The sequence below is a fragment of the Bacillota bacterium genome (genome assembly GCA_013178415.1).
GTDB lineage: Bacteria > Bacillota > SHA-98 > Ch115 > Ch115 > Ch115.
In genome coordinates this window covers 64615-90026 of the sequence record JABLXA010000005.1, presented here as the reverse complement: position 1 = coordinate 90026, position 25412 = coordinate 64615, and the positions used below count along the sequence as shown (strand labels likewise).

31 protein-coding genes are annotated in these 25412 nt (G+C 52.2%); all 31 read left to right on the top strand.

The genetic code is table 11. From position 1 onward, the window contains the following. Positions 1-46 precede the first annotated feature (46 nt). The 31 genes from HPY52_06145 (at position 47) to purQ (ending at position 25370) form a co-directional block, all read left to right on the top strand. Entirely contained in the window at positions 47-727 is a 681-nt protein-coding gene (locus tag HPY52_06145; GenBank protein ID NPV79843.1) for a DUF881 domain-containing protein, read from the top strand. Beyond that, positions 724-1068 (top strand): small basic family protein, encoded by a 345-nt coding sequence (locus HPY52_06140; GenBank protein ID NPV79842.1) that lies wholly within the window; start codon positions 724-726, stop codon positions 1066-1068. Before HPY52_06145 ends, HPY52_06140 begins: the two co-directional genes overlap by 4 nt. 51 nt (positions 1069-1119) lie before the next feature. Beyond that, entirely contained in the window at positions 1120-2400 is a 1281-nt protein-coding gene (gene ftsA, locus HPY52_06135) for a cell division protein FtsA (protein NPV79841.1), read from the top strand. Between the two features lie 26 nt (positions 2401-2426). Continuing rightward, positions 2427-3467, top strand: coding sequence for a cell division protein FtsZ (gene ftsZ, locus HPY52_06130; GenBank protein ID NPV79840.1), 1041 nt, complete (start codon positions 2427-2429; stop codon positions 3465-3467). A 186-nt stretch (positions 3468-3653) separates the two neighbouring features. Continuing rightward, positions 3654-4538 carry a sigma-E processing peptidase SpoIIGA gene (locus HPY52_06125; protein ID NPV79839.1) on the top strand — a complete coding sequence of 295 codons (885 nt, stop codon included), beginning with the start codon at positions 3654-3656 and terminating at the stop codon, positions 4536-4538. A 109-nt stretch (positions 4539-4647) separates the two neighbouring features. Further along, on the top strand, positions 4648-5349 hold the full coding sequence (sigE, locus tag HPY52_06120) for an RNA polymerase sporulation sigma factor SigE (protein ID NPV79838.1): 702 nt from the start codon (positions 4648-4650) through the stop codon (positions 5347-5349). Between the two features lie 169 nt (positions 5350-5518). Then, entirely contained in the window at positions 5519-6292 is a 774-nt protein-coding gene (gene sigG / locus HPY52_06115) for an RNA polymerase sporulation sigma factor SigG (protein NPV79837.1), read from the top strand. 34 nt (positions 6293-6326) lie between these two features. After that, positions 6327-7043 carry a stage II sporulation protein R gene (gene spoIIR / locus HPY52_06110; GenBank protein NPV79836.1) on the top strand — a complete coding sequence of 239 codons (717 nt, stop codon included), beginning with the start codon at positions 6327-6329 and terminating at the stop codon, positions 7041-7043. Between the two features lie 65 nt (positions 7044-7108). Then, on the top strand, positions 7109-7375 hold the full coding sequence (locus tag HPY52_06105; GenBank protein NPV79835.1) for a YlmC/YmxH family sporulation protein: 267 nt from the start codon (positions 7109-7111) through the stop codon (positions 7373-7375). 171 nt (positions 7376-7546) lie between these two features. After that, positions 7547-8017, top strand: coding sequence for a transcriptional repressor NrdR (nrdR, locus tag HPY52_06100; GenBank protein ID NPV79834.1), 471 nt, complete (start codon positions 7547-7549; stop codon positions 8015-8017). A gap of 102 nt (positions 8018-8119) precedes the next feature. After that, positions 8120-9337, top strand: a complete 1218-nt coding sequence (locus HPY52_06095; GenBank protein ID NPV79833.1) for a hypothetical protein — start codon at positions 8120-8122, stop codon at positions 9335-9337. A 19-nt stretch (positions 9338-9356) separates the two neighbouring features. After that, a complete protein-coding gene (locus HPY52_06090; GenBank protein ID NPV79832.1) occupies positions 9357-10049 on the top strand; it encodes a YggS family pyridoxal phosphate-dependent enzyme in 693 nt (230 codons plus the stop codon). A gap of 14 nt (positions 10050-10063) precedes the next feature. Then, a complete protein-coding gene (locus tag HPY52_06085) occupies positions 10064-10540 on the top strand; it encodes a cell division protein SepF (GenBank protein NPV79831.1) in 477 nt (158 codons plus the stop codon). 5 nt (positions 10541-10545) lie between these two features. Then, positions 10546-10845: a hypothetical protein gene (locus HPY52_06080; protein ID NPV79830.1), complete on the top strand. Its 300-nt coding sequence runs from the start codon at positions 10546-10548 to the stop codon at positions 10843-10845. A 152-nt stretch (positions 10846-10997) separates the two neighbouring features. Further along, positions 10998-11297: a hypothetical protein gene (locus tag HPY52_06075; GenBank protein ID NPV79829.1), complete on the top strand. Its 300-nt coding sequence runs from the start codon at positions 10998-11000 to the stop codon at positions 11295-11297. 70 nt (positions 11298-11367) lie between these two features. Further along, entirely contained in the window at positions 11368-12045 is a 678-nt protein-coding gene (locus HPY52_06070; protein NPV79828.1) for a conjugal transfer protein TraR, read from the top strand. A 133-nt stretch (positions 12046-12178) separates the two neighbouring features. Next, positions 12179-12643, top strand: coding sequence for a signal peptidase II (gene lspA, locus HPY52_06065; GenBank protein ID NPV79827.1), 465 nt, complete (start codon positions 12179-12181; stop codon positions 12641-12643). 66 nt (positions 12644-12709) lie between these two features. After that, positions 12710-13480, top strand: a complete 771-nt coding sequence (lgt, locus tag HPY52_06060) for a prolipoprotein diacylglyceryl transferase (protein NPV79826.1) — start codon at positions 12710-12712, stop codon at positions 13478-13480. A gap of 64 nt (positions 13481-13544) precedes the next feature. Further along, on the top strand, positions 13545-14510 hold the full coding sequence (locus HPY52_06055; GenBank protein NPV79825.1) for an RluA family pseudouridine synthase: 966 nt from the start codon (positions 13545-13547) through the stop codon (positions 14508-14510). Further along, positions 14507-15112, top strand: a complete 606-nt coding sequence (gene plsY, locus HPY52_06050; GenBank protein NPV79824.1) for a glycerol-3-phosphate 1-O-acyltransferase PlsY — start codon at positions 14507-14509, stop codon at positions 15110-15112. The genes HPY52_06055 and plsY overlap by 4 nt, the downstream gene beginning before the upstream one ends. Positions 15113-15139: 27 nt before the next feature. Further along, the gene (pyrR, locus tag HPY52_06045) at positions 15140-15724 is read left to right on the top strand and encodes a bifunctional pyr operon transcriptional regulator/uracil phosphoribosyltransferase PyrR (protein NPV79823.1); all 585 of its coding nucleotides are present in this window, start codon (positions 15140-15142) and stop codon (positions 15722-15724) included. Between the two features lie 188 nt (positions 15725-15912). After that, a complete protein-coding gene (locus tag HPY52_06040) occupies positions 15913-16854 on the top strand; it encodes an aspartate carbamoyltransferase catalytic subunit (protein NPV79822.1) in 942 nt (313 codons plus the stop codon). After that, positions 16838-18115, top strand: coding sequence for a dihydroorotase (locus HPY52_06035; protein NPV79821.1), 1278 nt, complete (start codon positions 16838-16840; stop codon positions 18113-18115). The genes HPY52_06040 and HPY52_06035 overlap by 17 nt, the downstream gene beginning before the upstream one ends. A gap of 63 nt (positions 18116-18178) precedes the next feature. After that, the gene (locus HPY52_06030) at positions 18179-19978 is read left to right on the top strand and encodes a dihydroorotate dehydrogenase (protein NPV79820.1); all 1800 of its coding nucleotides are present in this window, start codon (positions 18179-18181) and stop codon (positions 19976-19978) included. Continuing rightward, a complete protein-coding gene (gene pyrF, locus HPY52_06025; GenBank protein NPV79819.1) occupies positions 19951-20694 on the top strand; it encodes an orotidine-5'-phosphate decarboxylase in 744 nt (247 codons plus the stop codon). The genes HPY52_06030 and pyrF overlap by 28 nt, the downstream gene beginning before the upstream one ends. A gap of 261 nt (positions 20695-20955) precedes the next feature. Beyond that, complete coding sequence (locus HPY52_06020; GenBank protein NPV79818.1) at positions 20956-21558, top strand: orotate phosphoribosyltransferase; 603 nt, start codon at positions 20956-20958, stop codon at positions 21556-21558. Positions 21559-21584: 26 nt separating this feature from the next. After that, positions 21585-22091: a 5-(carboxyamino)imidazole ribonucleotide mutase gene (gene purE, locus HPY52_06015; GenBank protein ID NPV79817.1), complete on the top strand. Its 507-nt coding sequence runs from the start codon at positions 21585-21587 to the stop codon at positions 22089-22091. Between the two features lie 210 nt (positions 22092-22301). Further along, positions 22302-23600 (top strand): adenylosuccinate lyase, encoded by a 1299-nt coding sequence (locus HPY52_06010; protein NPV79816.1) that lies wholly within the window; start codon positions 22302-22304, stop codon positions 23598-23600. A 68-nt stretch (positions 23601-23668) separates the two neighbouring features. Then, positions 23669-24412: a phosphoribosylaminoimidazolesuccinocarboxamide synthase gene (locus tag HPY52_06005; GenBank protein NPV79815.1), complete on the top strand. Its 744-nt coding sequence runs from the start codon at positions 23669-23671 to the stop codon at positions 24410-24412. Beyond that, on the top strand, positions 24396-24647 hold the full coding sequence (gene purS / locus HPY52_06000; protein ID NPV79814.1) for a phosphoribosylformylglycinamidine synthase subunit PurS: 252 nt from the start codon (positions 24396-24398) through the stop codon (positions 24645-24647). The genes HPY52_06005 and purS overlap by 17 nt, the downstream gene beginning before the upstream one ends. A 33-nt stretch (positions 24648-24680) precedes the next feature. Beyond that, complete coding sequence (gene purQ, locus HPY52_05995) at positions 24681-25370, top strand: phosphoribosylformylglycinamidine synthase subunit PurQ (protein ID NPV79813.1); 690 nt, start codon at positions 24681-24683, stop codon at positions 25368-25370. The last annotated feature ends 42 nt before the right edge of the window (positions 25371-25412 follow it).

Here is a 25412-nt window from a genome sequence, read left to right as displayed (position 1 = left end):
GGGAGTGGGCGCTAAAAAATGGCAGTTATATGTCGCCATTGTTTGCATAGTCTTAGGAGTCTTGCTTGTTGCACAGATTCGCACCCAGGAATATATCGAGACCAGTATGGTCCCTACAAGGCGGCTCGAGGATTTGACCGATATGCTGAGAAAGGCCGAATCGCAGCGAGAGGCGTTGGAGAACGAGGTAGCTGTCCTGAGACAGCAGCTGGTCAAATCCTGGGAAGGTGAGCATGCGGTCGAGACGGTCCGCCAGGAGTTGGCAAGGGTGGAAATGGTGGCGGGGCTTGTGAAAGTGACGGGACCGGGCGTCATCGTAACCCTGGATGATAGCAGGAAACAGGCTCAGCCCGGGGAAGGCGCCGATCTTTTCCTTGTCCACGACGAAGATATCCTGAAGGTGACAAATGAACTCTTTGCAGCAGGGGCCGAGGCGATTTCGGTCAATGGCCAGAGACTCATCGCGACCAGTGAGATCCGCTGTGCCGGGCCTACCATATCAGTAAACAATACTCGTATCGGGCCCCCTTATTTGATAATGGCCATTGGAGACCCGAAGACCCTAGATAGCGCGCTTCATATGCGAGATGGCATAATTGACACTCTCAAGGCCTGGGGTATCCAAGTCAAGATAACGCAATCAGCTAGTATCACTGTCCCGGGTTACAACGGAAGTCTTTATTTCAAGTATGCGAAACCTGTTAGTCCAGGGGGCGAGGTTCAATGATCCTTGCGGTTCTGGGTCTCATTATTGGTATCATCATCGGCATATTTACCCCCGTCCAACTTCCCACTGGCTATGCTGATTATATGGCCATAGCCATCCTTGCGGCTCTGGATTCGATTTTCGGCGGCATAAGATCCGGGCAAGAGGGGACATTTGATGGAGTTATATTTCTTAGCGGTTTTTTTACTAATACATTCCTTGCCGCGCTGTTGACATATGCTGGCGATAAGCTGGGTGTTGACCTGCTTCTGGGGGCAACGGTGGCATTCAGCATTCGAATATTCACTAATGTGGGCTACATAAGGAGACACCTCCTGGAGGGCAGCAGAAGGAAATCATAAGGCCTTGTTGAATGTAGTCTTTGATGTGAGTCTGGCCAGGGGGGGCTTGATTTGCCTGGCAGGGAAATAATGGCGGGACTGGATATCGGAACCACGAAGACTGCAGTTGTTATAATCGAGTCAGGGCAGACAGGAGACGCGGAAATCATCGGCATCGGTGTCGCCCCTTCCAAAGGCGTCAAGAAGGGCATCGTGGTAGAGCTGGCATCTGCCGCTCAGGCAATCTCCGAAGCTGTGGAGCTAGCTGAGCGCATGTCAGGCGTCGATATCGAAGGCGTCTATGTGGGCGTTCCTTCTTTGCATGTGACATGCCAGGACAGCCATGGCATGATAGCCATTACCCATGATAACCATGAGATCAGCTCCAGGGACGTGGAGAGGGTATTGCATGCGGCAAAGCTTTCTTTGGTGCCGCCGGATCGTGAGATTTTACATATCTTGCCTTCAGAATACATAATCGATGGATGTAGAGGAATAAGGGAACCTGTCGGGATGAAGGGCACCAGACTCGAGGTGGAGGTCCAGATCATCACGGGAATGCTCACTATGGCGCAGAATATCCAGAAGAGCGTTGAGCTGGCCGGGCTTGAGGTTTATGGGAAGGTGCTCCAGATAATGGCCACCGGCGAAGCGATCTTGGATCCTGAGGAAAAGGATGCCGGTGTAATCATTCTGGATATAGGCGGGGGCGCTACCCACGTGGCTGTGCTGGGTGACGGGCGTCTCCTGCATCAATCCGTGATTCCTGCCGGCGGTCAGAATATCACAAGCGATCTAGCTGTCGGGCTCCGTATCCCTTTGGCGGATGCAGAGCGGCTCAAGCGCGAATATCGTCGGGCGCAAGAGGAGATAGCGTCTGCCAGGCAAAGGATCATTGATTCGTCTCTGGTCGTGAATGAGCCAGATCATGGTAGAAGCGACTTTATTCCCAAAGGTAGGGGCAGGCAGCAGCCGGCCGGAAAGGGCGAGATGCTCTCTTATATCATTGAAGCCAGGCTCAGGGAATTGGTGGAAATGGCTGAACAGCAAGTGCATTCCTTCATAGTCCGTGGTATGGTCCCATGTGGAGTGTTGGCGGTGGGCGGCGTCGTGAATACGCCCGGCGCGCTGGAACTGATCCAAGAGGTGTTCCACCTGCCGGTGAGATTGGGCACTCCCAGAAATGTCATAGGCTTTTCTGATTTAGCGTCGGATCCTTCTCTTGCAGGGGGGATCGGGGTTGCCAAATATGGCGCCCGCATGCATGCAGGCAATAATACCGGGCCCCTGGCTCGCGCCAGGGCGGGGAATATCTTCGATCAATTCCTTGATTGGCTCAAGGAGCTTTTTTGATCGGGAGGGGTAGGGTCGTGTTCGATATGGAATTACAGATGGAACAGTTCACAAACATAAAGGTTATTGGCGTCGGCGGTGGAGGGTCCAATGCAGTAAATCGAATGATAGAGTCGGAATTGACAGGAGTAGAATTCATAGCAGTCAATACAGACGCCCAGGCTCTTACTCTTTCCAAAGCTCCGACGAAGATACAAATAGGAGAGAAACGTACGAAGGGCCTGGGTGCTGGATCGAATCCCGAGATAGGTCAAGAGGCTGCGGAGGAATCGAAGGAAGTCCTTAAGCGTGCCATGGAAGGCGCTGATATGATCTTTCTCACGGCGGGCCTTGGCGGGGGAACGGGCACCGGGGCTGCGCCAGTGATCGCGGCTATTGCAAGGGAGATCGGCTGTCTCACGGTAGGCGTGGTGACCAAACCCTTTTCGTTTGAAGGACGGCGGCGTATGGCTCAAGCGCAGAAGGGGTATGACAATATGCACGATAAGGTTGATGCATTGATAACGATCCCTAACGATCGCCTTCTTCAGGTAGTGGAGAAAAAGACATCGATGCTCGAAGCTTTCAGAATTGCCGATGATGTTCTGCGTCAGGGAGTGCAGGGAATCTCTGACCTTATAACTGTACCCGGCCTGATCAACGTGGACTTTGCTGATGTTCGCACTATCATGAGCAATGCAGGTTCTGCCATCATGGGCATTGGAGTCGCAAGCGGCGACGATCGCGCAGTGCAGGCGGCCCGTGCAGCTATATCGAGTCCGCTCCTCGAGGCGTCGATAGAGGGCGCCAAGGGTGTTCTTCTGAATATCACCGGCGGGTCGAATCTCGGGCTGTTCGAGGTCAATGACGCTGCGCAAATAGTGGCAGAGGCGGCCGACCCTGATGCCAATATAATCTTTGGGGCTATGATAGATGAGAGTCTTCGCGATGAAGTCCGAGTTACCGTGATAGCCACGGGATTTGAGGAGCGAAGGAGCGATGATATCGGGCTCGAGGAGGTTCAGATAAAGCCTTTTGCCACGGATGATCTTGAGATCCCGGCCTTCTTGAGGCGAGGTCGTAGATAGAAGATAGGCCTCGAGTCCGGTATCCGGCAGGTTAGTCCGAATAATCGAATTATAGCGAGGAGAGGCATCCATGCCTCTCTTTTTGTTTGAATTTGAAGTCCTGGCTCTCTTCAGCGAATGACATATTTCGCGTATGCCGACCCGTATAATTAAGAGAGGAAGTCGGTGTCAACTGGGGGCGGTAGAGTGCCGGCATTCTTCTCTGATATTTCTATTAGCGGCGGGTTGAGCTTCATCATGCACTATTTAGTCCTGTGGGCGAGCTCGGGGATCTTAGGACTCAAAACCAAATGCGGTTCTCTCCTGCTGGGCTCACTTTTCGCGTCTATAGTAGATGTGATATTGCTTTCTCTGATCTTTATGGACATCATCGGAATACCTCCTGCTGCTATCCTGGCTCTTGTGACCATAATTCCCGCAACGTGGATCAGCCTCGGCTACATGGGGATCGATCGCTTCTGCGTGGCATGCGCTTATGTCTATGTAGTCAGTATCATCGGCGGCGGAGGTGGGATGGCCGTTTCATATCTGACCGGCGGAGCTAGCATACCCGCGTTCATAGGAGCGCTGGGGACCATCCTCATCGTAGCGGAGTTAGGGTGGGGTCTGGTCCACCGACGGATTCGGGACTGGCTTTTCTTTGTCCCCATAGAAATATGGTTTGGCGAACAAAAGATATCTGTCAACGCTTTAATTGATACAGGTAACCGGCTGCGTGACCCTATCACTGGGGCGCCTGTGATAATCCTGGAATATCAGGCGATAGTGTATATCCTGCCGGACGCGATACGGAGAGCCTTTATGGCCTTTGAGTCTGGTGACCTGGGAACGGCCTCCGAGTGCATCCTTTCTTCAGGATGGTCATCTAGATTTCGTTTGATACCGTTTTCTTCTATTGGCAAGGAAAAGGGGATGCTAGTCGGGTTCCGCGCCGACAGTGTCAAACTGCTAGAGGGAAGGAGAGGCATGGTAAACCGTAATGTAGTGATCGGAATCCATACGCGTTCTCTGTCATCTGAAGGGGGCTTTTCTGCGTTGCTGCACCCCGAGGTGCTTGAGTCAGCGTCATGACATGAATTGTCGGGGGGAGATCAAAATGTATTCAGCATATCGTGTCTATGCATGGGTTACGCGTAGCCTTTCGCGAATTAAAAAACGTGTGAAGAAGATCGGTCCCTCGATGCGACTGAGATTGACCATTTTCGCCATGCGGTGCGGACTGGCGCCTAGGCCGATAATCCTATATATTGGCTCGAGTGAGGCACTGCCACCGCCGCTTTCTCCTGACGAGGAGGTTGCGCTCCTGGGGCGCCTTGCTGTCGGGGATAAGCGTGTCAGAGGAGAATTGATAGAGCGCAATTTGCGCCTGGTTGTATATATTGCGCGTAAATTTGAGAATACAGGCATCGGGGTTGAAGATCTTGTTTCCATTGGGACAATTGGCCTCATCAAGGCGGTAAACACCTTCGACCCGAGAAAGCGGATCAAGCTCGCCACTTATGCGTCGCGCTGTATAGAAAATGAGATCTTGATGTATCTCAGAAGAAATTCTAGGATACGCTCAGAAGTATCTTTTGATGAACCACTCAACGTCGATTGGGACGGAAATGAACTCTTGCTTTCCGATGTGATGGGGACTGATAACGATATAGTTTATAGAAGGCTGGAGGAAGAGCTCGAGAAGTCTTTGCTCAATACTGCCATGAAGAGACTCACAGGGCGCGAACAGAAGATAGTGGAGCTCAGGTTTGGTCTTGGTGACGGAGTTGAAAAGACGCAGAAGGAGGTAGCCGATCTCCTTGGAATATCTCAATCATACATATCTCGCCTTGAGAAGAGAATTATTCGAAAGCTGCGGCGGGAGATAAGACGAGCAGAATAGGGCCCATCTTCTGCCCGCCTTCCCCGCTTTCCTTCCTCATCCTCAGTTGGGAAGCCTCCCCACGCGATTCACTCCTATTCTCTACAGCTGTAAAGTATAAAAAGGGTTCTCAAAGGCAATACTTGTAATATGAATGAGAGATTTTGGAAATGGCCGGAGGGGATCCAATATGCTGGTCAGCAAAGTAGAGATTTGCGGTGTTAATACTTCAAGGCTTCCAGTATTATCCAGCCAAAAAATGAGGGAATTACTGGCCAGAGCCCAGAAAGGGGATACTTCTGCCAGGGACAAGCTGATTTATGGCAATCTCCGGCTTGTGCTGAGCGTCATCCAGAGGTTCAACAACAGAGGAGAATATGTGGATGACCTCTTTCAGGTAGGGTGCATCGGTCTCATAAAGGCGATTGACAATTTTGATCTTAATCAAAATGTCAAGTTCTCTACCTATGCCGTTCCGATGATAATAGGCGAGATAAGACGGTATCTCAGGGATAATAATTCCATCAGGGTCAGCAGGTCTCTGAGGGACACGGCTTACAAGGCGCTGCAGGTACGAGATCAGTTGGTTACAAGAAATTCTAGGGAACCGTCGGTAAATGAGATCGCAAATGAGCTAGGACTCCCAGAGGAAGAAGTGGTCTATGCCCTGGATGCCATCCAGGATCCCATTTCTCTCTTTGAACCTATCTATCATGATGGGGGTGATCCGATTTTCGTGATGGATCAGGTGAAAGATGAGAAGAATCAGGACAACAACTGGCTTGAAGGAATTGCCATTCGAGAAGCAATGGAAAAACTGTCGGAGCGGGAAAAGAACATATTGAGACTCAGATTCTTTGAAGGCAAGACACAGATGGAGGTAGCTGAAGAGATCGGAATATCGCAAGCCCAGGTCTCGAGGCTCGAGAAAGCGGCTCTGAAACATATGCGCAAGTGTATGTAGGTGGCTGCGCAATCATCTATGGAGGTAGGTCGGCGTGAAAATCAGAGTAGTCACGGCTGCACTAATTCTTTTCATAACCTTGACGTTGATTATATTGACATACCGTCCGGGAACGAATAGCGCATCGGACTGTGCCTACACCTGGGACAATCTCATCCGTCTTCATGTAGTCGCCAATAGCAATCTTCCCCACGATCAAGAGGTGAAACTGAAAGTGCGGGATGCTGTCCTGGAGAAGGCATATGATCTGTTCGATGAAATAAGCAGCAAGGAGCAGGCTCAAAGGGTTTTGCAGCAGCATCTCGAGGAATTCTCACAGGCTGCTGCACAGGTAGTGAATGAACAGGGAGACAAATACCCTGTAAGTGCTGAAATAGGCAGGATGCATTTTCCTGCGAAGGCCTATGGAGATGTCTTTTTACCTGAGGGTGATTATGATGCCCTCCGCATCGTTCTGGGAAAAGGGCAGGGCGCCAATTGGTGGTGCATTCTGTTTCCACCCCTTTGCTTTGTGGACAGAAATGGCGATAAGAAGACAGCTGCGAATTCCGGAAGCATGAGGATCGGAGCCAGCCCCGAACTCAACCTTGAAGATCTCAAACTGCGGTTCGGGACGATGGTAAACACATCCGGCCTTCAGCCCCGAGAGAATCTCCTTATTTTTTCAAGCAAGAACCTCAGCCGGTTCATGAGCCCACTTACATTGTTCTATCATGACCTAGTGATATCAAGTGTTAAACATAATAAGTGATGGGTAACACAGCCGACCCCTGCAGCATATAATGTCTGTGTGAGCTGCACGGGGGTGAACCTATGATTGTCAAAACATCGGAGCTCCGGGTGAGAGATGTGGTCAATACCATTGATGGTCGAAGGCTTGGGCCGATCACTGACCTGGAGATTGATCTCGAGACCGGGAGGATAAAGGCGATCATGGTGCCTGCTCCCGGAAGGTTTTTGAGGGCTCTTGGCAAGTATAAAGATTATGTCATCCCATGGGAAAGGATTAAGAAGATAGGGTTGGACGTGATATTGGTAGAGATGAATGAGCTTGTGGACCCCCGCGGCGTTCTCGTAGACTAGCTATCATAATATGCCTCTTATCAGCCAACTTTATGCCCGCCCGAGTTGTTGCGCTGTCAGCGGCAAATCTTTATACTTTAAGTAGACAGCCGTGCCGTGACCATCGAAATCATCATGTTGGCAGCGGCCTGTTTCTAATTTGGCCAATCGTGATTGAAGGCGAAGCGCACCATGAAATGTCCCTATTGTGGCGCTCCTGACAGTAAGGTAATCGACTCCAGGGCCACCGATGATGGAACCGCCATCAGGCGCCGGAGGGAGTGTATAAGATGTGAGCGCCGTTTTACTACATATGAGGTCATCGAGGAAATTCCGCTGATCGTTGTCAAAAAAGATGGCCGGCGTGAACCTTTTGACCGCGCCAAGATCATGGGCGGGCTCATCAAGGCTTGTGAGAAACGGGCTGTCTCCCTCAGGCAGCTTGAATCGTTGGTGGATGAAGTTGAAAGGGAACTCAGAGGAAAGCTAGAAGGAGAGGTGAGAAGTCAGGAAATCGGTGAACTGGTCATGGACAGGCTTCGATCACTAGATGAGGTGGCCTATGTAAGATTTGCTTCGGTCTACAGGCAGTTCAAAGATATTGATAGATTTCTCGAGGAGTTGCAGCGGCTGTTGAAGGAAAGGCCGAATGACCAGAATTGATTTCTTCTATGTGGGAGCGTGAGGGAAATAGGAGCAAGGAATCTCCGTCCTTTGAGGCTGCATCGCCGCAGGAAGATGGTAACTCCGCGGCGCAGCAAAAAGGTGTTATCTAGTGTTTTCTCATGGGCTATCCTACTGGGGGCCGTAGTAATATTCTGGTCACTATATACCGGCACGAAATCTACGCTGGTCCCGGAGGCAGTCAAGCTCGCCACATGCGAGAGGCGCGTGATCGAAGTTTCGGAGACTTTCGATGCCTTTGTTTCAGCGGACGAGAAGGTCTTTATCGCGCCTATTCAGGGGCATCTTGAAAAGATCGTGCCCGAAGGAACAGCTGTGCGTGTAGGCACACCTGTTGCCCAGATCGTGAATGACCCGGCGCAATCTCGGGTCGAGGGCGAATATATCGAGGCAAAGCGGACTCTTGACGATTTTACGCTAGTCTCAACTATCAATATAGAGAGGATAAAAGATCAGATTCTGGCGCTGCAAATGGAAAAGAAGGATCTTGAAAGAAAGCTCAGGCAGCGTAGGGCCGAACGTAATATCTGGGGAGCGCGGTCTTTCGAGAAATCCCTCAGGCGGATCGAAGAGGGAATCGACGAGCTCACCCAAAGGCTGGCCGTTGAAGAGGCCAAGGCCAGGAAAATCGCGAGGGGCCTGGAGAAGGAAAAAGACTCAAAAGAAAAGATGTTAGGACTCGTATCTTCGGTGATCATGTCCGACAGCCCCGGGATAGTTTCTTTCACCTTTGACGGTATGGAAGGCATGACAGGTAAAATCCTCGCTGGCGGCAAGACCCAGGAGATTGAATCTTGGCTGCGCTCGGGCAGTAAGACTATGCGAGTCATAGATGGACAGGCAGTAGATGCTGGGCAGGAGATCTTCAAGATCATACAAACTGTGGGGATGACTGCTATACCCTTGGCAGATTTGAGTATAGACAGAGGTGAGAATGGAAAGGTATGGGTCAGATTTCCGGAATTTGGCCAGTCTCGTTGGCCGGCCAGGATAATCCGGAACCCTTCCGGCCAGGTGGCGGCCGCGCTGAGAATCGATGCTTTCCTGCCGGAGGTTCATAATAAGCGCGTGGTGAGGCTGGAATTAGTCAAAGGGATCTTTCAGGGTGTCGCAGTGCCTGTCGAAGCGGTATTCCAGAAGGGGCTGGATCATTATGTATATTTAATTCGTGGGGAAAGGGCGGTCGAGCGTAAAGTATCGCCAGGGGCCAGTGATGGGGAGTACGTGATCCTGAATGGGGTTCCTGAAGGCTCCAGGGTGATTTGTAATCCCTGGATGCTGAATGGTATGGGGAAATGATCTCATCAGGGGGAGAAAAATGTCAAGAATCAGAGAAAACTTTATGAAAGTGAGAGAACGAATAGAGAAAGCCCGGCAAAATTCTCGCTTCCCGGTCGGCGATGTCGCCCTTGTAGTGGTCACGAAAAATGCGGATGTGGCCTCCATCAGGGAGGTTGTGGCCTGCGGCGTGGATATTCTGGGAGAGAACAGGGTGCAGGAGGCATACCCGAAGATAACAACGCTTGGGTCCGGCGTCAGTTGGCACATGATAGGGCATCTACAAACTAATAAGGTGAAACGCGCCATCGAACTGTTTGATGTGATTCAATCCCTTGATAGCGTAAGGCTTGCCGAGGCCCTCAATATCACTGCTGCGAAGCTCGGGAAAAAGGTCAAGGCCTTTGTTGAAGTCAAGGTATCTCACGAAGCCACGAAATTTGGCTTCCCGCGTGAAGAAGTTCTCGCGTTTTTGGAACAGGCCGCGCATTATGATCACATTGAAATCGAAGGGCTTATGGCCATGGCTCCGTATTTCGGCGACCCTGAAGCAGCAAGGCCATATTTTGCTATGGCCCGGGATCTTTTTCATAAAGCGCGTGAGACGAAATTCCCCTGGATTTCGATGAAGTACCTCTCAATGGGAATGAGTCATGATTTTGAAGTCGCTATTTCAGAAGGGGCGAATATGGTGAGAATTGGCAGGGCGATCTTTTCAGGGGATACAACATAGCGGAGGGATCAAAAATGAAGGGCTTTGTCGATAGAGTCCTCGATTTCATGGGATTTGGCGATGCGGGAGAGACGGCAGAATCAAAGGAGGAAACAGTGGACGAACCAGTGGAGACTGCCGATGAGGATGAGTTCTTGGCGGATCTTCCCGAGTCGAAATCATCCAGGAAGCTGGTATCACTCCGGTCCGCTAGGCAGGCGAGGCTAGTCATCTCCGAGCCAAAGGCTTTTGATGATGTGCAGGAGATAGCGAATAATCTCAAGAGCAGGCGTCCGGTAATTGTGAATGTTTCAGCGTTGGGCAAGGATGTCGCGAGGCGCATTCTCGATGTGGCGAGCGGAGTGACTTATGCCATTGATGGCGCTATGCAGAGGATAGGGGACGGCATCTTTCTATTTACCCCAAACAATTTCGAGGTAACTGGCGAGATCGATGATAAGGCCGAGGATGAGACACCATTTTTCTCGCCAAAACCTCCTTTTAGGGGATGATATCTATGGATCCAGTCATTATAAGGGGAACGGTGGCCAGCTTGCGCCTCGATGCAGTGGCAGCGCTTGGTTTCTCGACATCGAGGTCTAAGATAGCTGAGGAAATAAAGGCAGAAAGAGTGCGCGTAAATTCCGTGCCAGTGACGGACCCATCAAAGCCGGTGAAACTTGGAGATACTATCACCGCAAAAGGGCGCAGGACACTAGTGAAGCTCGAGGAAGTAACGGGCCAGACCAAGAAAGGGCGTCTGGGCATAGTGGTTTCAAGATCCCAGTGCCATCCGGAAGATATTGGGAATCTATAATAGATCCCAAAATATAGCGCTTTCCCCGCCTGACGCCAGAGATACGCAAGGATACCAGGGGGCGATTTCTGGAAAGACTATTTAAGTCAAAGGAATATCGGACCCCGGGTTAGGAGGCATAACGAGGCACTTCAGTGCCGGCGTCTTTGCGCATGAAGAAGGAACTTGACCAGGGAACTGTTGAGACATTGATAATCCGGATAAATGAACTATCATCACGTCTGGAAAAGGCCAGCATTGCGGAATACGTGGAGTTCCTGAGAAATCCCAGGAGGATCATTTACGCCAATCTACTGGGTGGGCTTGCTCGAGGTTTCGGCATTGGCGTGGGTGCCACGGTACTCGCCGCTTTGTTTCTTTACCTGATGACCCTGGTTGTGAAGTGGAATCTCCCGGTGATCGGGAAATTCATCGCTGAGATAGTTGGCATAGTGCAGCTCCACCTCCGTTGATGTCTATTACGATGATTTCTTTTCACGCCCCGGGGTGGCATTACGGGAGTTGCTGCAGGGGTGAAAGCGCATGGATAAAGATAAACTATCCGGTTTCAAGGCCGCCCTCATTGAGGAAAAGGCTCGACTTCAGGAGATGATAGACTCGATAAACGATACAGGGCTCGGAATAGCGGCAAAAGACGCGATTGGAGAGCTTTCCAGCTATGATAATCATCCGGCGGATGAGGGCTCGAATGTTGCTGAACGCGAGAGGGATGTCGGGACAAGGGCTGACCTTGCTGGATTGATCAAGCGTGTAAATGATGCCCTGGAACGAATCGAGAAGGGCACATATGGTGTTTGTGAGCATTGTGGCGGGGAAATCGAGGAGGAGAGGCTGAAGATCATGCCATATGTAGCTCTCTGTGCCGGATGCGCGAGAGAGCAGGAAATCTCCGTGCCAGATAGATTCAATAGACCGATAGAGGAATCCGCCCTAGTGTCCTATGATCGGCATTTCATGGATGGGCGTACGCCTGGGATTGACGGGGAGGATATATGGCAGGATGTCGCCCGCTACGGCACCTCCAACACGCCGCAGGACCTTGGTGGTCCTGATGATATAGGGAATAGCTATATAGAAGGCGATGAACTCCGGGGGGCGGCAGAAGAGACTGACCTTATCATTGAAGGCGATGAGGAAGGTGAGGAAATCCCGCCGCTTCCTGATATCTACAGGCACCGGCATAGGCTAAGGTCGAAGTAAAATCTTTCTCGGCGCATAGGGGGAGCGGGAGCCATGTGTCCATTTAGCCCTACCTGGTGACTGTCGCGTTCTTATGTGTTAAGATAAGGAGGGCATGAAACGACACATAAATGATGAGAGTCAGGGGAGTCTCATGAGCGCACTGGCGTCCAGCGCTGTAAGATATTTTCCATTTGGGCTCCTGATCATCGCTGTGGATCAGATGACTAAGGCCTGGGTCATGGCCAAGCTTATGCCAGGGGAATCGATTCCAATTGTCAGAGGTGTGCTTCATCTCACTTATGTGAAGAACTCAGGCGTAGCTTTCGGGCTCTTTGCTGGCAGCAATGGATTGGCGCTCATCATTACGGTCTTGATTGCCGCCGCTCTTGTCCTCCTGACGAGCCGGTTGGTCCTCACGAACGGATCTTTCCTGATCGGGGCCGTCGGCGTGCTGGCTGGGGCTCTCGGAAACCTCATCGATCGTATCCGGATAGGCAGGGTCATTGATTTCATAGATTTTCGCGTATGGCCTATCTTCAATTTCGCGGATGTGGCGATAGTTTTTGGAGCAGGGCTGATTCTGTATGGCGTGGTCATAGCTTCGAGGCGGCAGTGATTAATATGATATGATTGCCACCCGGTATGATATGATTGCCACGATGCACGAATTGGGGGAATTGATTTGAGGCCGATTCTGTTTCATATTGGCAGTGCGCCGGTATATTCATATGGTTTCTTTGTCGCAGTCGCCTTTGTCGTCGGCACAATCTTTGGCATTATCCAGGCCAAGAGACGGGGGATCAGCATCGAGGCTATAATCGATATAGCCCTATACAGCTGCATTGCCGGGATCGTTGGGGCGCGGATCGTATATGTGCTCTTGGATCTTCCTGTTTACCTAAGTGAACCTATGGAGATCTTAAGGCTCAGGGATGGGGGCCTGTCCTTTCATGGAGGACTATTCACTGCTATTCTAGTGGGCATCTGGTATTGCAGGAGGCACAAGGTCTCGGCTTGGGAGATTGCTGATATCGCTGCGCCCAGCGTTGCATTGGGTTATTCCATCGCCCGCATAGGCTGCTTTCTAAATGGATGCTGCTTTGGAGTTACAACCAATCTCCCGTGGGCGCTCAAGTGCGCCGCCTATGACCAATCCCTTCGTCACCCGACGCAGATATATGCAGCCATCGGCAGTCTCATGATCTTCGCGATCCTGATGATCTCCAGAAAGTCACGTCATTTTCCCGGATATCTCATGTTTTTCTATGTATTCCTCTACTCCATACTTCGGTTTGTGGTGGAGATCTTCAGAGATGTGCCGAGATTCCTGGGACCATTGTCCATAACGCAAGTGGTAAGTATCGTCCTGGCGTTGGGTTCATTCCTCTGCATATCAATCTTGAGCAATCAGGCTGCGAAGCCGGAAGAGAAATTACCTGCGCAGGGCAGATAGTCCTCGGCATCAGCTGCTCACGGCGGGGAGCATTTTCGGGCGAATTCGAAGGATATTGATATTCATGATAACTAAGGGCAGATCTTTTGAGATAAATGTCGGCCAGTATGATGGAGAGAGGCTTGATGTCTTTCTGACGGAACGTCTTTCCTCAGATTATGGCGATCTGTCAAGATCTTTCATCCGGAAGCTGATAGATGATGGGCAGATATTCGTCAATGGCGTTTCCAGGCGTCCCAGCTACAGGGTGCGGGCTGGGGACTTGATATCCGGGAGAATCCCGGAGCCAGAGCCGCTCAAGGTCGAGGCTGAGAAGACCGCATTGGATGTGCTTTACGAAGATGGAGACATAATAGTCATAAATAAGCCAAGGGGGATGACGGTCCATCCCGGCGCCGGCAAGCCTTCAGGAACCCTCGTAAATGCCCTGCTTGGCCATTGCAAGGATTTATCGGGCATTGGGGGGGTCCTCCGCCCGGGGATAGTCCACAGGTTGGATAAGGATACCTCAGGGGTGATGGTTATAGCAAAGAACGACATGAGCCATCTCGAGCTTGCCCGTCAATTTAAAGCGAGGGAAGTAAAAAAGGTATACGTTGCGCTGGTACGCGGGGTTGTACATCCCCGGAGCGGGGTCATTAATGCGCCTATCGGCAGACATCCGGTTCATCGAAAGAAAATGGCTATTATTTCCGATGGGAAGGGGAGACCTGCGATTACGGGGTACAAGACAATCGAGATATTCCCTGGATATTCGTTCCTGGAGATCCATCCCGCGACAGGGCGTACACACCAGATAAGGGTTCATCTTGCGTCCATCGGCCATCCGATCGTCGGAGATCCTCTGTATGGCGGGAAGACGAGAGATCTAGACATACAGGGCCAGGCTCTTCATGCCAAGTCGCTTTCATTTTACCATCCAAGGACTCGCGAGCCTGTGAGCTTTGAATCTGGCCTTCCGGATGATATGATGACAATTGTTTCTCTTTTGAGAGCGCGAGCTGGTAAGGAGGAGTCTGGGACGTTATGACTCTACTGGTTCTATGCCTTGGGTATCTTCTGGGGTCGATACCGTTCGGTGTGCTGGCAAGTAAGGTCCTGGGCAAGGATGTGCGTCGTTATGGCAGCGGCAACATCGGGGCCACCAATGTCCTCAGGGTGCTGGGAATCCCGGCGGCCGTCGTGGTGCTGGTGGGAGACGTAGGAAAGGGGCTGCTGGCCATGTTCCTGGCAAAGAGAATCCTGGTGAATCAATGGGCCGTAATGTTGGCAGGGCTTGCGGCTATAGCGGGGCATAACTGGTCGATATTTCTCGGATTTAAAGGTGGCAAGGGGGTAGCGACCTCCCTCGGGGTTGCCTTGATGCTATCTCCAGCTCTAACAGTAGCGGTCATACTGGTCTTCGTGTTTGTGGTGGCAGCGACGAGGTATGTGTCCCTGGGATCGGTATCAGCTGCAGCGCTGGCCCCATTCATCTCATATGCTCTTCACCTCCCCGCCGCCATAATAGTCTTTTCGGTGGTGGCCGGGGCCTTTATCGTCATCCGACACTGGAAGAATATCCAGAGGATTCACGCTGGCACTGAGCATCGTCTGGGAGAGAAGACAGCGAGTAAGAAGCCTACAAACTAGGGTCTTATGGCCGAGGGGAGGATAAATATGACCCTCATAGAAAAAGCTCAGATAATGGATGAGGATACTATGCGACGCGCTTGTGTGCGCATGGCTCATGAGATCATAGAGCGAAACAAAGGCACACAGGGCCTTGCATTGGTAGGCATCAGGACAAGGGGGTTCCCTTTGGCTCGAAGGCTTGCGGCGGCCATTAAGGAGATCGAGGGTCAAGATGTTCCTGTGGGGGTTCTGGACATAACTCTCTACCGGGATGATCTCAGCCTGATCTCTGTCCAGCCTGTTGTTCACAAGACCGAGATACCATTCAACGTCACCCACAAGAGAATAGTCCTGGTTGATGATGTTTTGTATACCGGGAGAACAGCGCGGGCAGCGCTCGATGCCCTCATGGATCTGGGCCGGCCTCAGCGGATTCAGCTAGCTGTACTTATTGATAGAGGGCATAGAGAATTGCCTATTCGGGCCGACTTCGTGGGGAAGAATGTCCCCACTTCCCAAAGGGAGGTAATCAGCGTCAAGGTGAGGGAAATCGATGGGGAAGACAAGGTGATAATACAGGAGCTAGAGGATGATACAGGAGCTAAAGATGATGGATCAAGATCCAGGTAAAAATAGAGACCCTTTAAATCAGTCCAGAGAGGCTGGCAAGGGAAGAACCAAAGAGTTCGCTCCTTGTCGGCCTGTGCCGGCAGGGAGCTTTTGGTGTACGGCGTCTTGGATGACCCGGCGTCTTGATTCCGTGCAAGTATCAGAATGGGGCTGGCTCATAGACTGGAATTCGAAAGCAAGGTGAGAGTATGATGTGGAGACATAAGGATTTGCTTGGCATCCGGGAGCTCTCCAGAGAGGAGATCGAGCTCGTCCTGGATACTGCCGAACCGTGCCGGGAGATCTTTGCTCGCGAAATCAAGAAGCTTCCGACATTGAGGGGAAAGACAATGGTAAATCTCTTTTACGAGCCGAGCACCCGGACGAGGACATCCTTTGAACTGGCAGGCAAGTGGATGAGCGCTGACGTGATAAATATCACAGTATCTGCTAGTAGTGTAGCCAAAGGCGAGAGCTTGAAAGATACGGTCAGGACCCTGGAATCCCTGGCTGCAGATGTAATCGTCATGAGGCATCAGATGGCTGGCGCCCCGCATTTCGTGGCTCGTACAGTAAAAGCTTCTGTGATCAATGCCGGTGATGGTATGCACGAGCATCCGACCCAAGCCTTTCTGGACCTTTTTACAATAAGGAGGCATAAGGGGCGAATAGAAGGGCTCAAGGCGGTGATTATAGGGGATATTTTGCACAGCAGGGTGGCAAAGTCGGATATTTGGGGACTGGTCAAATTGGGAGCAAGGGTCGTCCTATCTGGACCGCCGACGCTCATGCCGCCTGATATTGAGCATATGGGCGCAGAGGTGCAGTATGACCTGGATAAAGCCCTTCAGGGGGCGGATGTCATAAATGTGCTCAGGATACAGAAGGAGCGCCAGCAGGGCGGACTTTTGCCAAGCCTCAGGGAATATTCGGCGCTGTGGGGGATGAATTCAACAAGGCTCAAGCTTGCTCGGGAAGATGCCATGCTCATGCATCCCGGGCCCGCAAACCTGGGCGTTGAGATAACAGAGGAAGTGGCATCCAGTCCTCAATCTGTCATACGGGAACAGGTGACAAATGGAGTGGCTGTGAGGATGGCATTATTATATCTCCTTTCTGGCGGGGGTGATCCACGTGAAATTACTTCTTAAGGGTGGTAAGGTCGTAGATCCTCGGAGCGGATCTGATGACATAGCCGACATAGCTATAGAAGATGGCAAAATCATCGAGGTGGGGCATGATCTAGTGATGGATGGGGCTGAAACGCTAGATGTCGCGGGGCTTGTCATCTTCCCCGGGTTCATTGATATGCATGTCCACCTCAGGGAACCCGGCCGGGAGGACGAAGAGACCATTGAGACTGGCAGCGCGGCTGCCGTGTCTGGAGGATTCACATCTATTGCATGCATGCCCAATACAGATCCTCCCCTAGACTGCGCCCCTCTCATAGAGTTTATAAAAGTCAGGGGCAGTGCTTGCGGTCTGGCGAACATATTTCCTATCGGCGCGGCAACGCGCGGCATGCAAGGGGAAGAGCTCTCCGAGATCGGGGAGCTATTCCGGGCAGGGGCCGTCGCCTTATCTGATGATGGCTTTCCCATATCTAGCTCAAAGGTCGTGCGGAGAGTCCTGGAATATTCGAGGATGTTCAATATGCCATTTATCTCCCATGCTGAAGATAACGATCTTTCCTCAGGCGGCGCGATGAATGAGGGTGCTCTCTCCATTGAACTGGGATTGCGCGGCATTCCCGCGGCCAGTGAAGAGATAGCCGTATCGCGGAATCTCATACTGGCGGAGATGACTGGTGGACGAATTCATATAGCCCATGTATCTACAGCGCGTTCAATCGAGCTGATAAGAGAGGCCAAGGGACGCGGCGTCAAAGTGACCTGTGAAGTCACTCCGCATCATTTCACTTTGACAGAGGAAGCCGTCAGGGATTATGATACCAATACTAAGATGAACCCGCCTCTCAGGACGGAAGGAGATGTGGCGGCCTTAAGGGCGGCCATAGCAGATGGCACGGTTGATGTGATCGCTACTGATCATGCGCCTCATACCTTGGAGGAAAAGGAAGTAGAATTCGATCTCGCGCCATTCGGCATCATAGGGCTTGAGACAGCGGTCCCGCTCGCCGTAACTGAGCTTATCCATAGAGGAGAAATATCACTTGTGGCCCTGGGGCGCCTCATGTCATATGCGCCCGCCAGGATCCTCGGACTCGAGAACAAGGGATGGATCGGGCCGGGAGCCGATGCAGACATTACTGTGGTCGATCTGGATAGAGAATTTACTATAGATGTCAGCGATTTTCGTTCCATGTCAAGGAACTCCCCATTCCAAGGCAGGAAGGTCCGGGGGAAAGTCTGCTATACCATAGTTGGAGGAAGGATAGTATTTCCGGCATAAACCTGCTGTGCCGTCCGGGCAATCATGAGGGCGAGTTTACATTAGGGCGGTGATGGCGCTTTGATGGCAGACCCAGTAAAGATCATACGCAGCTTTCCCGTTGCGCCGGGACTTTTTCAGATGACACTGGAATCTGAAAAGATCTCAAGTAGCGCAAGGCCGGGGCAATTCGTGCATATTTTGTGTTCGGCAAAAGTGCCGGACTTTTGGCAAGCCCCGTCAGATCCTCTTCTGAGGCGGCCATTTAGCATCGCCGGCGCAAATCAACGAAATGGGTATTTTGACATCATCTATCAGATAAGAGGTTTGGGCACCCGCTATCTTGCCGAAAGAAAGCCTGGGGATTTCCTTGATGTCATGGGTCCCCTGGGAAACGGTTTCACCATCGATGGAGTATCTGGGCCTGTGTTGCTGGTGGCTGGCGGCACTGGCGTAGCTCCCCTGCTGTTTCTGGCCGAGGAGTTGTCACGGCGCGGGATATGGGGAACCGCGGTCATTGGCGCGCGGACCGGGAGCCTCCTGTTGGGCAGCAATAAGCTGGAAACCCTCGGGTTCAAAGCGATAGCTGTAACGGAAGATGGGAGTGAGGGGGAGACTGGCAGGGCCACAGATGTGGTAGCTCGCCTTATAAAGCGGCCCTGGAAACATGTCTTTGCCTGCGGTCCACTGCCGATGATAGCGGCGTTGAACCCTTTGATGATGGCGGGGTCTTTCCCCTGTCAGGTCTCCCTGGAGGAGCGTATGGCCTGCGGCATCGGCGCCTGCCGTGGGTGTACGTGCTTCACCAAGCATGGGCCTCGCCGTGTATGCAAAGATGGGCCAGTATTTCAGCTTCAGGATCTCATCGATGTAGGTGGGCAGTCCTTTCAACAGGATTTCGCCGATGCAGGCGACAATCATGGCCGAAGTGCGTCCCGGAGTGAAGCGTGCCAGCCCCCGGACCTCAGGGTCAGACTGGGGCCGATCATTCTGAAGAATCCGGTTATGGTTTCCTCTGGGGCCTTCGGATTTGGTGAAGAATACGCGGAGACCTTTGATATCTCCGAGTTAGGAGCGATAGTGACCAAGGGAATAACCCTCGATCCAAAAGCGGGCAATCCGCCCCCCAGGGTGATGGAGACCCCATCAGGAATGTTGAATTCTATCGGCCTCGAAAACCCCGGGCTGGACGGTTTCGTAAGAGATCACCTTCCCTTCCTTGCCAGGACTGGCGTGCCTGTCATCGTGAACCTGGCGGGCGAGACTTATGATGATTTTTCCATCATGCTGGATAGGCTCGATGCCGAACCTTCCGTGACCGGCTTCGAGTTGAATGTCTCTTGTCCGAATGTGGCAGCGGGTGGACTTGCCTTCGGTAGGGATCCCGAAAGCGTCTATCATCTGACGCGCCTCGCCAGGAGGAGAACCTCAAAACTCCTCATCGTAAAACTCTCTCCAAATGTGAGTGATATAGCGGGAATAGCGCGGGCGGCCGAGATGGGTGGGGCGGATGGAATCTCGCTGGTCAATACCTTCATTGGAACATCCGTGGACATAGACCGCCAGTCTTTTTCCCTTGCCAATAAGACTGGAGGCCTCTCTGGCCCTGCTATAAGGCCTCTTGCGGTTAAAATGGTGGGAGATGTGTTCAACTCGGTAAAGATTCCGATAATTGGCATGGGCGGCATCGTATGCGGCAAAGATGCAGTTGAATTCATGCTGGCGGGGGCTACGGCCGTCAGCGTGGGAACGGGGTTGTTCGTAGCCCCGGGATGCGCCGTGGATATCGTCCGCGGAATTCAGGAATACATGCTATCCAAGGGATTCGCATCAATAAACGATATGGTGGGATTTGTATGGAGGAAAGAAAGGCGCCAGGGTTGATAGTGGCTCTGGACTGCGGTAATTCAGCAGAAGCCGAGAAGCTGGTGGAACAGCTGATAGAGTTTACGCCTTTTTTCAAAGTGGGGCTTGAGCTTTTTTCCAGCGGAGGCCCAGAGGTCGTGAGGAGGATACAGGGTCTCGGAGCCAGGGTGTTTTTGGATTTGAAGTTACATGATATACCCAACACTGTAGCGAAGACCGTCATGACTCTTTGTGCTCTTCAGCCTTTCATGCTCACGATCCACGCTAGCGGCGGCAGCGCCATGATGAGGGCAGCGGCGGACGCGGCACGCAGATCTTGTCGTGTAGGGGAATTTCCTCCTCCGAAGCTGCTGGGAGTTACTGTTTTGACAAGTATTGAGCAGGATGTTCTGTCCGTTGAACTCGGTGTCGCTCGTTCCCTAGATGATCAGGTGGTGAACCTGGCTAAGCTCTCCGCCTCCTCGGGGCTCGATGGGGTGGTGGCCTCCCCTCGAGAGGCCCAAAATCTAAGGGGGATCCTGGATCCGTCATTTCTGATCGTGACTCCTGGGATCAGGCCCGGCGGAACCGAATCAGCTGATCAGAAGAGGTTTGCTACCCCGGGTGATGCGGTGCTTGCCGGGGCAGACTTCTTGGTGGTGGGCAGGCCCATAACTATGGCCAGTGATCCCAGGGCGGCGTGCCAGAGCATCATTGAGGAGATCTCCTCCCATCGGATGCGGCCTTGCGGGTGATGGTGGTATCGTCCCATCGGACGCGACAGTCCTGGGGAGTGGATACTCCTCTCGGCGGACGCAGCCTTGCTGAGAGGCTGCTCAGTGATCCTCGGCCCTCAGGCTATAAGGCCTCGGATCAATGCCGCCGATCGGAGTATCCTACCCCAGATCTAAGAGCCTCGGATCAAAGTCGCTGGGACGATACCACCCACACCCAAAGGGCCGTGTCGGGCAAGATGAAACTTACGAATAAGGCCTGGAGCTAGAAGGAGGATTACTATGGAGGGAAAAAGAGTCACGTATGAAGAGGATGTTATGCAAATTCTGGGTGAGGTTGGCGCGTATCAGAAGGGGCATTTTCTACTCTCATCGGGGCTTCATAGTGATGCATATATAGAGAAATTCAGGGTGCTCGAGAGGCCTTTCTATACAGAGAGATTATGCAGGCGACTCGCGGACAAGTTCCGGGATGAAGGAATCACCTGCGTGATAGGACCCACTACCGGTGGGATCATAGTGGCATATGAAGTAGCCCGACATCTGCCGGAGGCCCGGGCGATCTTTGCAGAGAGGGAAGGAGATGGCAGGGAGCTCCGCCGTGGCTTTCATATAACCCCGGGGGAGAATGTCCTGGTGGTTGAGGATGTGGTCACCACCGGCGGGTCTTGCGCGCAAGTGGTCGATGTGGTCAGACGTCACGGAGGGCGACTGGTAGGGGTCGGTGTCCTGGTTGACAGAAGCGGCGGATCGGTATCGTTCGAGCCAAGGTATGAGCCTTTGATTCGTCTGTCACTCAAGACATATGCGCCTGGCGAATGTCCCCTCTGTGAAGCTGGGGTCCCACTTTTGCATCCTGGAAGTTCTCCCATCCAAGGATCATAATATCTGGTCTATGGGAGGTGTGTTGAATGACGACAAGGGTTGGGATCATATTTGGAAGTGAAAGTGATAAGGAAATCATGCGCGAGGCGGCTGATGTCCTGGATCAGGTTGGGGTGGAATGGGAGGCCAGGGTCATTTCGGCTCATAGATCGCCTGAGCTCGCCAAGGAATATGCATCTACCGCCAAAGATAGAGGAATAGAGGTGATCATCGCCGGCGCCGGACTTTCCGCACATCTTCCAGGCGTCATGGCCGCATGGACAACCTTGCCTGTCATCGGTGTGCCCATCAAGGCAGGCGCTCTAGCCGGATTTGATGCCCTTCTATCCATCTCGCAAATGCCTCCTGGTGTCCCTGTAGCCGCCGTCGGCATAGATGCCGCTCGCAATGCCGCGATCCTTGCCTGCGAGATTCTCGCGTTAAAGGATGCTGACATAGCAGCCAGGCTAGCAGAGATGCGGAAGGCTCAGACGGAGCGCTTGGAGCGTCTAAAAGCAGTCGATGTCTTGAAGGGGCATTCTCCCGAACGATAGTAAATAAGATGTGAAAAGCGTTCGGATTTTTATTGACATTCGGCTTCTTTATTGATAAAATCAGGTCAGAAGGAGTCCAAAAGGCGAACATTTTCCGCCTGGTGCCCGGAGCGCAAACCGCCTCCCCGGAAAGGTTTGCACCTGCCTCTCCCATCAGGTTCCTTCGGGCACCCTCATTTTCGCTTTTGGCCAATCTTGGGGGGACCATAGTTGATCGAAAGATACAGTTATCCTGAAATGCGTCGCATCTGGAGCGACGAGAATCGGTTTTCGAAATGGCTCGAGATAGAGCTCCTGGCCGTTGAGGCATGGGCTGAATTGGGGCGAGTCCCCAGGGATGTCCCGCCCCGGATCAGGGAAAAGGCCAGGTTTGACATCAAGAGGATCCAAGAAATCGAGGAAATGACACACCATGATGTTATCGCTTTCCTCACGTGCGTTGCAGAGAACGTGGGAGAGGAGTCGAGGTTCATCCATCTTGGCATGACTTCCTCAGATGTGGTTGACACTGCATTGTCCCTGATTCTCCGGGAGGCATGTGATGTGATCCTGGCGGACATGAGGAAGCTCCTCGACGTTATGGAACAGAAGGCTAGGCAATATCAACATACGCTCATGATAGGGCGTACCCATGGGATTCATGCGGAACCCATTACTCTGGGATTCAAATTTGCGGTGTGGATCTCAGAGCTTCGCCGGGATCTAGAAAGAGTGGAGCATGCCCGGGAGGCTATAAACTATGGGAAAATCTCCGGGGCCGTGGGGACATATGCTAATATCGACCCGCGTGTAGAAAAATATGTATGTGAGAAACTTGGCCTCAACCCGGCACCCATATCAACTCAGATCTTGCAACGTGACCGCCATGCCGAATTCCTTTCAAGCCTCGCCATTCTTGCTGGTTCCCTTGAGAGGTTCGCTGTAGAAATTCGGGGCCTGCAGAGGACCGAAATCGGGGAGCTCCAGGAGCCTTTCCGAAAGGGCCAGAAAGGGTCGTCGGCAATGCCCCACAAGAGAAATCCAATACTATGTGAGCGCATTTCCGGGCTTTCGAGACTTGTCAGGGGGTATGCGCTTTCGGCATTTGAGGACATGGCCCTGTGGCATGAGAGGGATATAAGCCATTCATCAGTGGAAAGGGTCATCCTGCCTGATAGCACTACCCTGATTGACTATATGCTTCGTCGCTTCACGGCAATCATGACCGATCTGGTAGTCCGCGAGGACAGAATGCTTGAAAATCTTGACGCCAGCGGTGGGATCATCTACTCGGAGAGGGTGCTGCTCAAGCTCGTGGAAAAGGGTCTGCCCAGGGAAGACGCGTACGCCATTGTGCAGCGCTGTGCGCTCGAGGCTCAGGATGCGCGCAGGCCTTTTAAAGAACTCATATCGGCGGATCCTGAAATCCAGGCATATCTCAAGCCTGATGAGCTTGCAGAATGTTTCTCGTACGAGGACCTGCTATATAAGGTCGATGGAATATTCCAGCGCCTGGGAATCTCAGGCTGACTGGGACTTAAGTTGTGTTTGGATTATGTGGGATGAAGGAGGGCGCTCGAGGGGTTTCCCTGCGAAATATGGAAAAGATCAGACCTATTTATGAAGGAAAAGCGAAGATTATATATGAGACCAATGACCCCAGTCTTGTCATCGTTGAGTTCAAGGACGACGTGACCGCTTTCGATGGCAAAAAGAAGGGGACCATCCAGGGTAAGGGCGAGGTATGCAATGCTATCTCCGCAAAGGCTTTCGAATTTCTATCCACCCATGGCATCAAGACCCATTTTGTCTCTCGCCTTGGACCGCAGGATATGCTGGTGAGGCGGCTTCGTATACTCCCTGTAGAAGCTGTAGTGAGGAACATTGTTGCCGGCAGTCTGGCAAAACGGCTTGGTCTTGCCGAGGGAGAGGCGCTCGGTCAGCCGGTTTTTGAGACTTATTACAAATCAGATGCCCTCGGAGATCCTCTGGTAAACAACTATCATCTTGCGGCTTTGAAAGCTGCGACTCTAGAGCAGATCGCGGTCCTCGAGGATTTGAGCCTCAAGATCAATGAATATCTTCTGAGGTTCTTTGAGGCTGCGAGACTGCTGCTGGTAGATTTCAAATTAGAATTTGGCGTACCTTATGATTCGCCTGAGGGTGAATCAAATATGATCTTGCTGGCTGACGAGATATCCCCTGATACCTGCCGGCTCTGGGACATTGATTCTCACGACCGGCTTGACAAGGATCGCTTCAGGCGTGATATGGGGAATGTAGAGCTGGCCTACCAGGAAGTTATGAGGCGGGTGGAATCAGCACATGGAATGGCGCGCTAAGGTAAAGGTGGTTCTAAAGAAGGGGATACTTGATCCCCAGGGAAAGGCCATCGAGGCGGGATTGCGAAGGCTTGGGTACAAGGAGATCACCGGTTTGTCCTATGGAAAATTTATGGAGATTCGTCTTGTCGCTGATACGGAGGACGATGCGAGAAGGCTTGTGGTAGAAGCCTGTGAACGCCTGCTGGCTAATCCTGTAATCGAAGACTATGAGGCCGAGATTATGCCAGCCTGACTTTGGGTTGGTAAAGCATCGGGGTGGGTTCGTGTGAAATGCGGTGTTGTAGTATTTCCTGGATCAAATTGTGACCGCGACTGCCTATTTGCGGCGAAGCTGGCGGGGCTAGAGGCAACTTTCCTCTGGCATCAGGCCAGAGATCTCTCCGGGATCGACTGCGTGATCCTGCCAGGAGGTTTTTCTTATGGAGATTACCTTAGGGCAGGGGCCATAGCCAGGTTTTCTCCGATAGTAGAGGAAGTGATCAGCTTCGCCAAAAAGGGCGGGCTCGTGCTTGGCATATGCAACGGATTTCAGATACTGCTTGAAGCGGGACTTCTGCCCGGGGCTATGCTGCCCAATAGGGGCTTGAGATTCATCTCTAAGAGGGTTCACCTGAGGGTAGAGAATAATTCAACTCCATTTAGCCGTGGTTACAAGATGGGTGAAGTCATAGAGCTTCCGATAGCTCATGGCCAGGGTAATTTCTATGCAGACCCAGATACGATGAAGAAACTCGAAGAGAGTGGTCAGATCGTCTTTCGCTATTGCGATGCCCATGGAGAGGTTTGTGATAGTGCAAATCCAAACGGGTCTTTGGGAAATATCGCGGGTATATGCAATGAACAAGGTAACGTGCTTGGCATGATGCCGCATCCAGAAAGAGCGACGCAAGATATCCTGGGGGGCGTCTCCGGGCTTGTTCTTTTCCGCTCTCTGGCGTCATTATGCGGCGTATAAGTTTGGGGGTAGGATCCATTGAGACAGGCCGGGGAAGAGTTG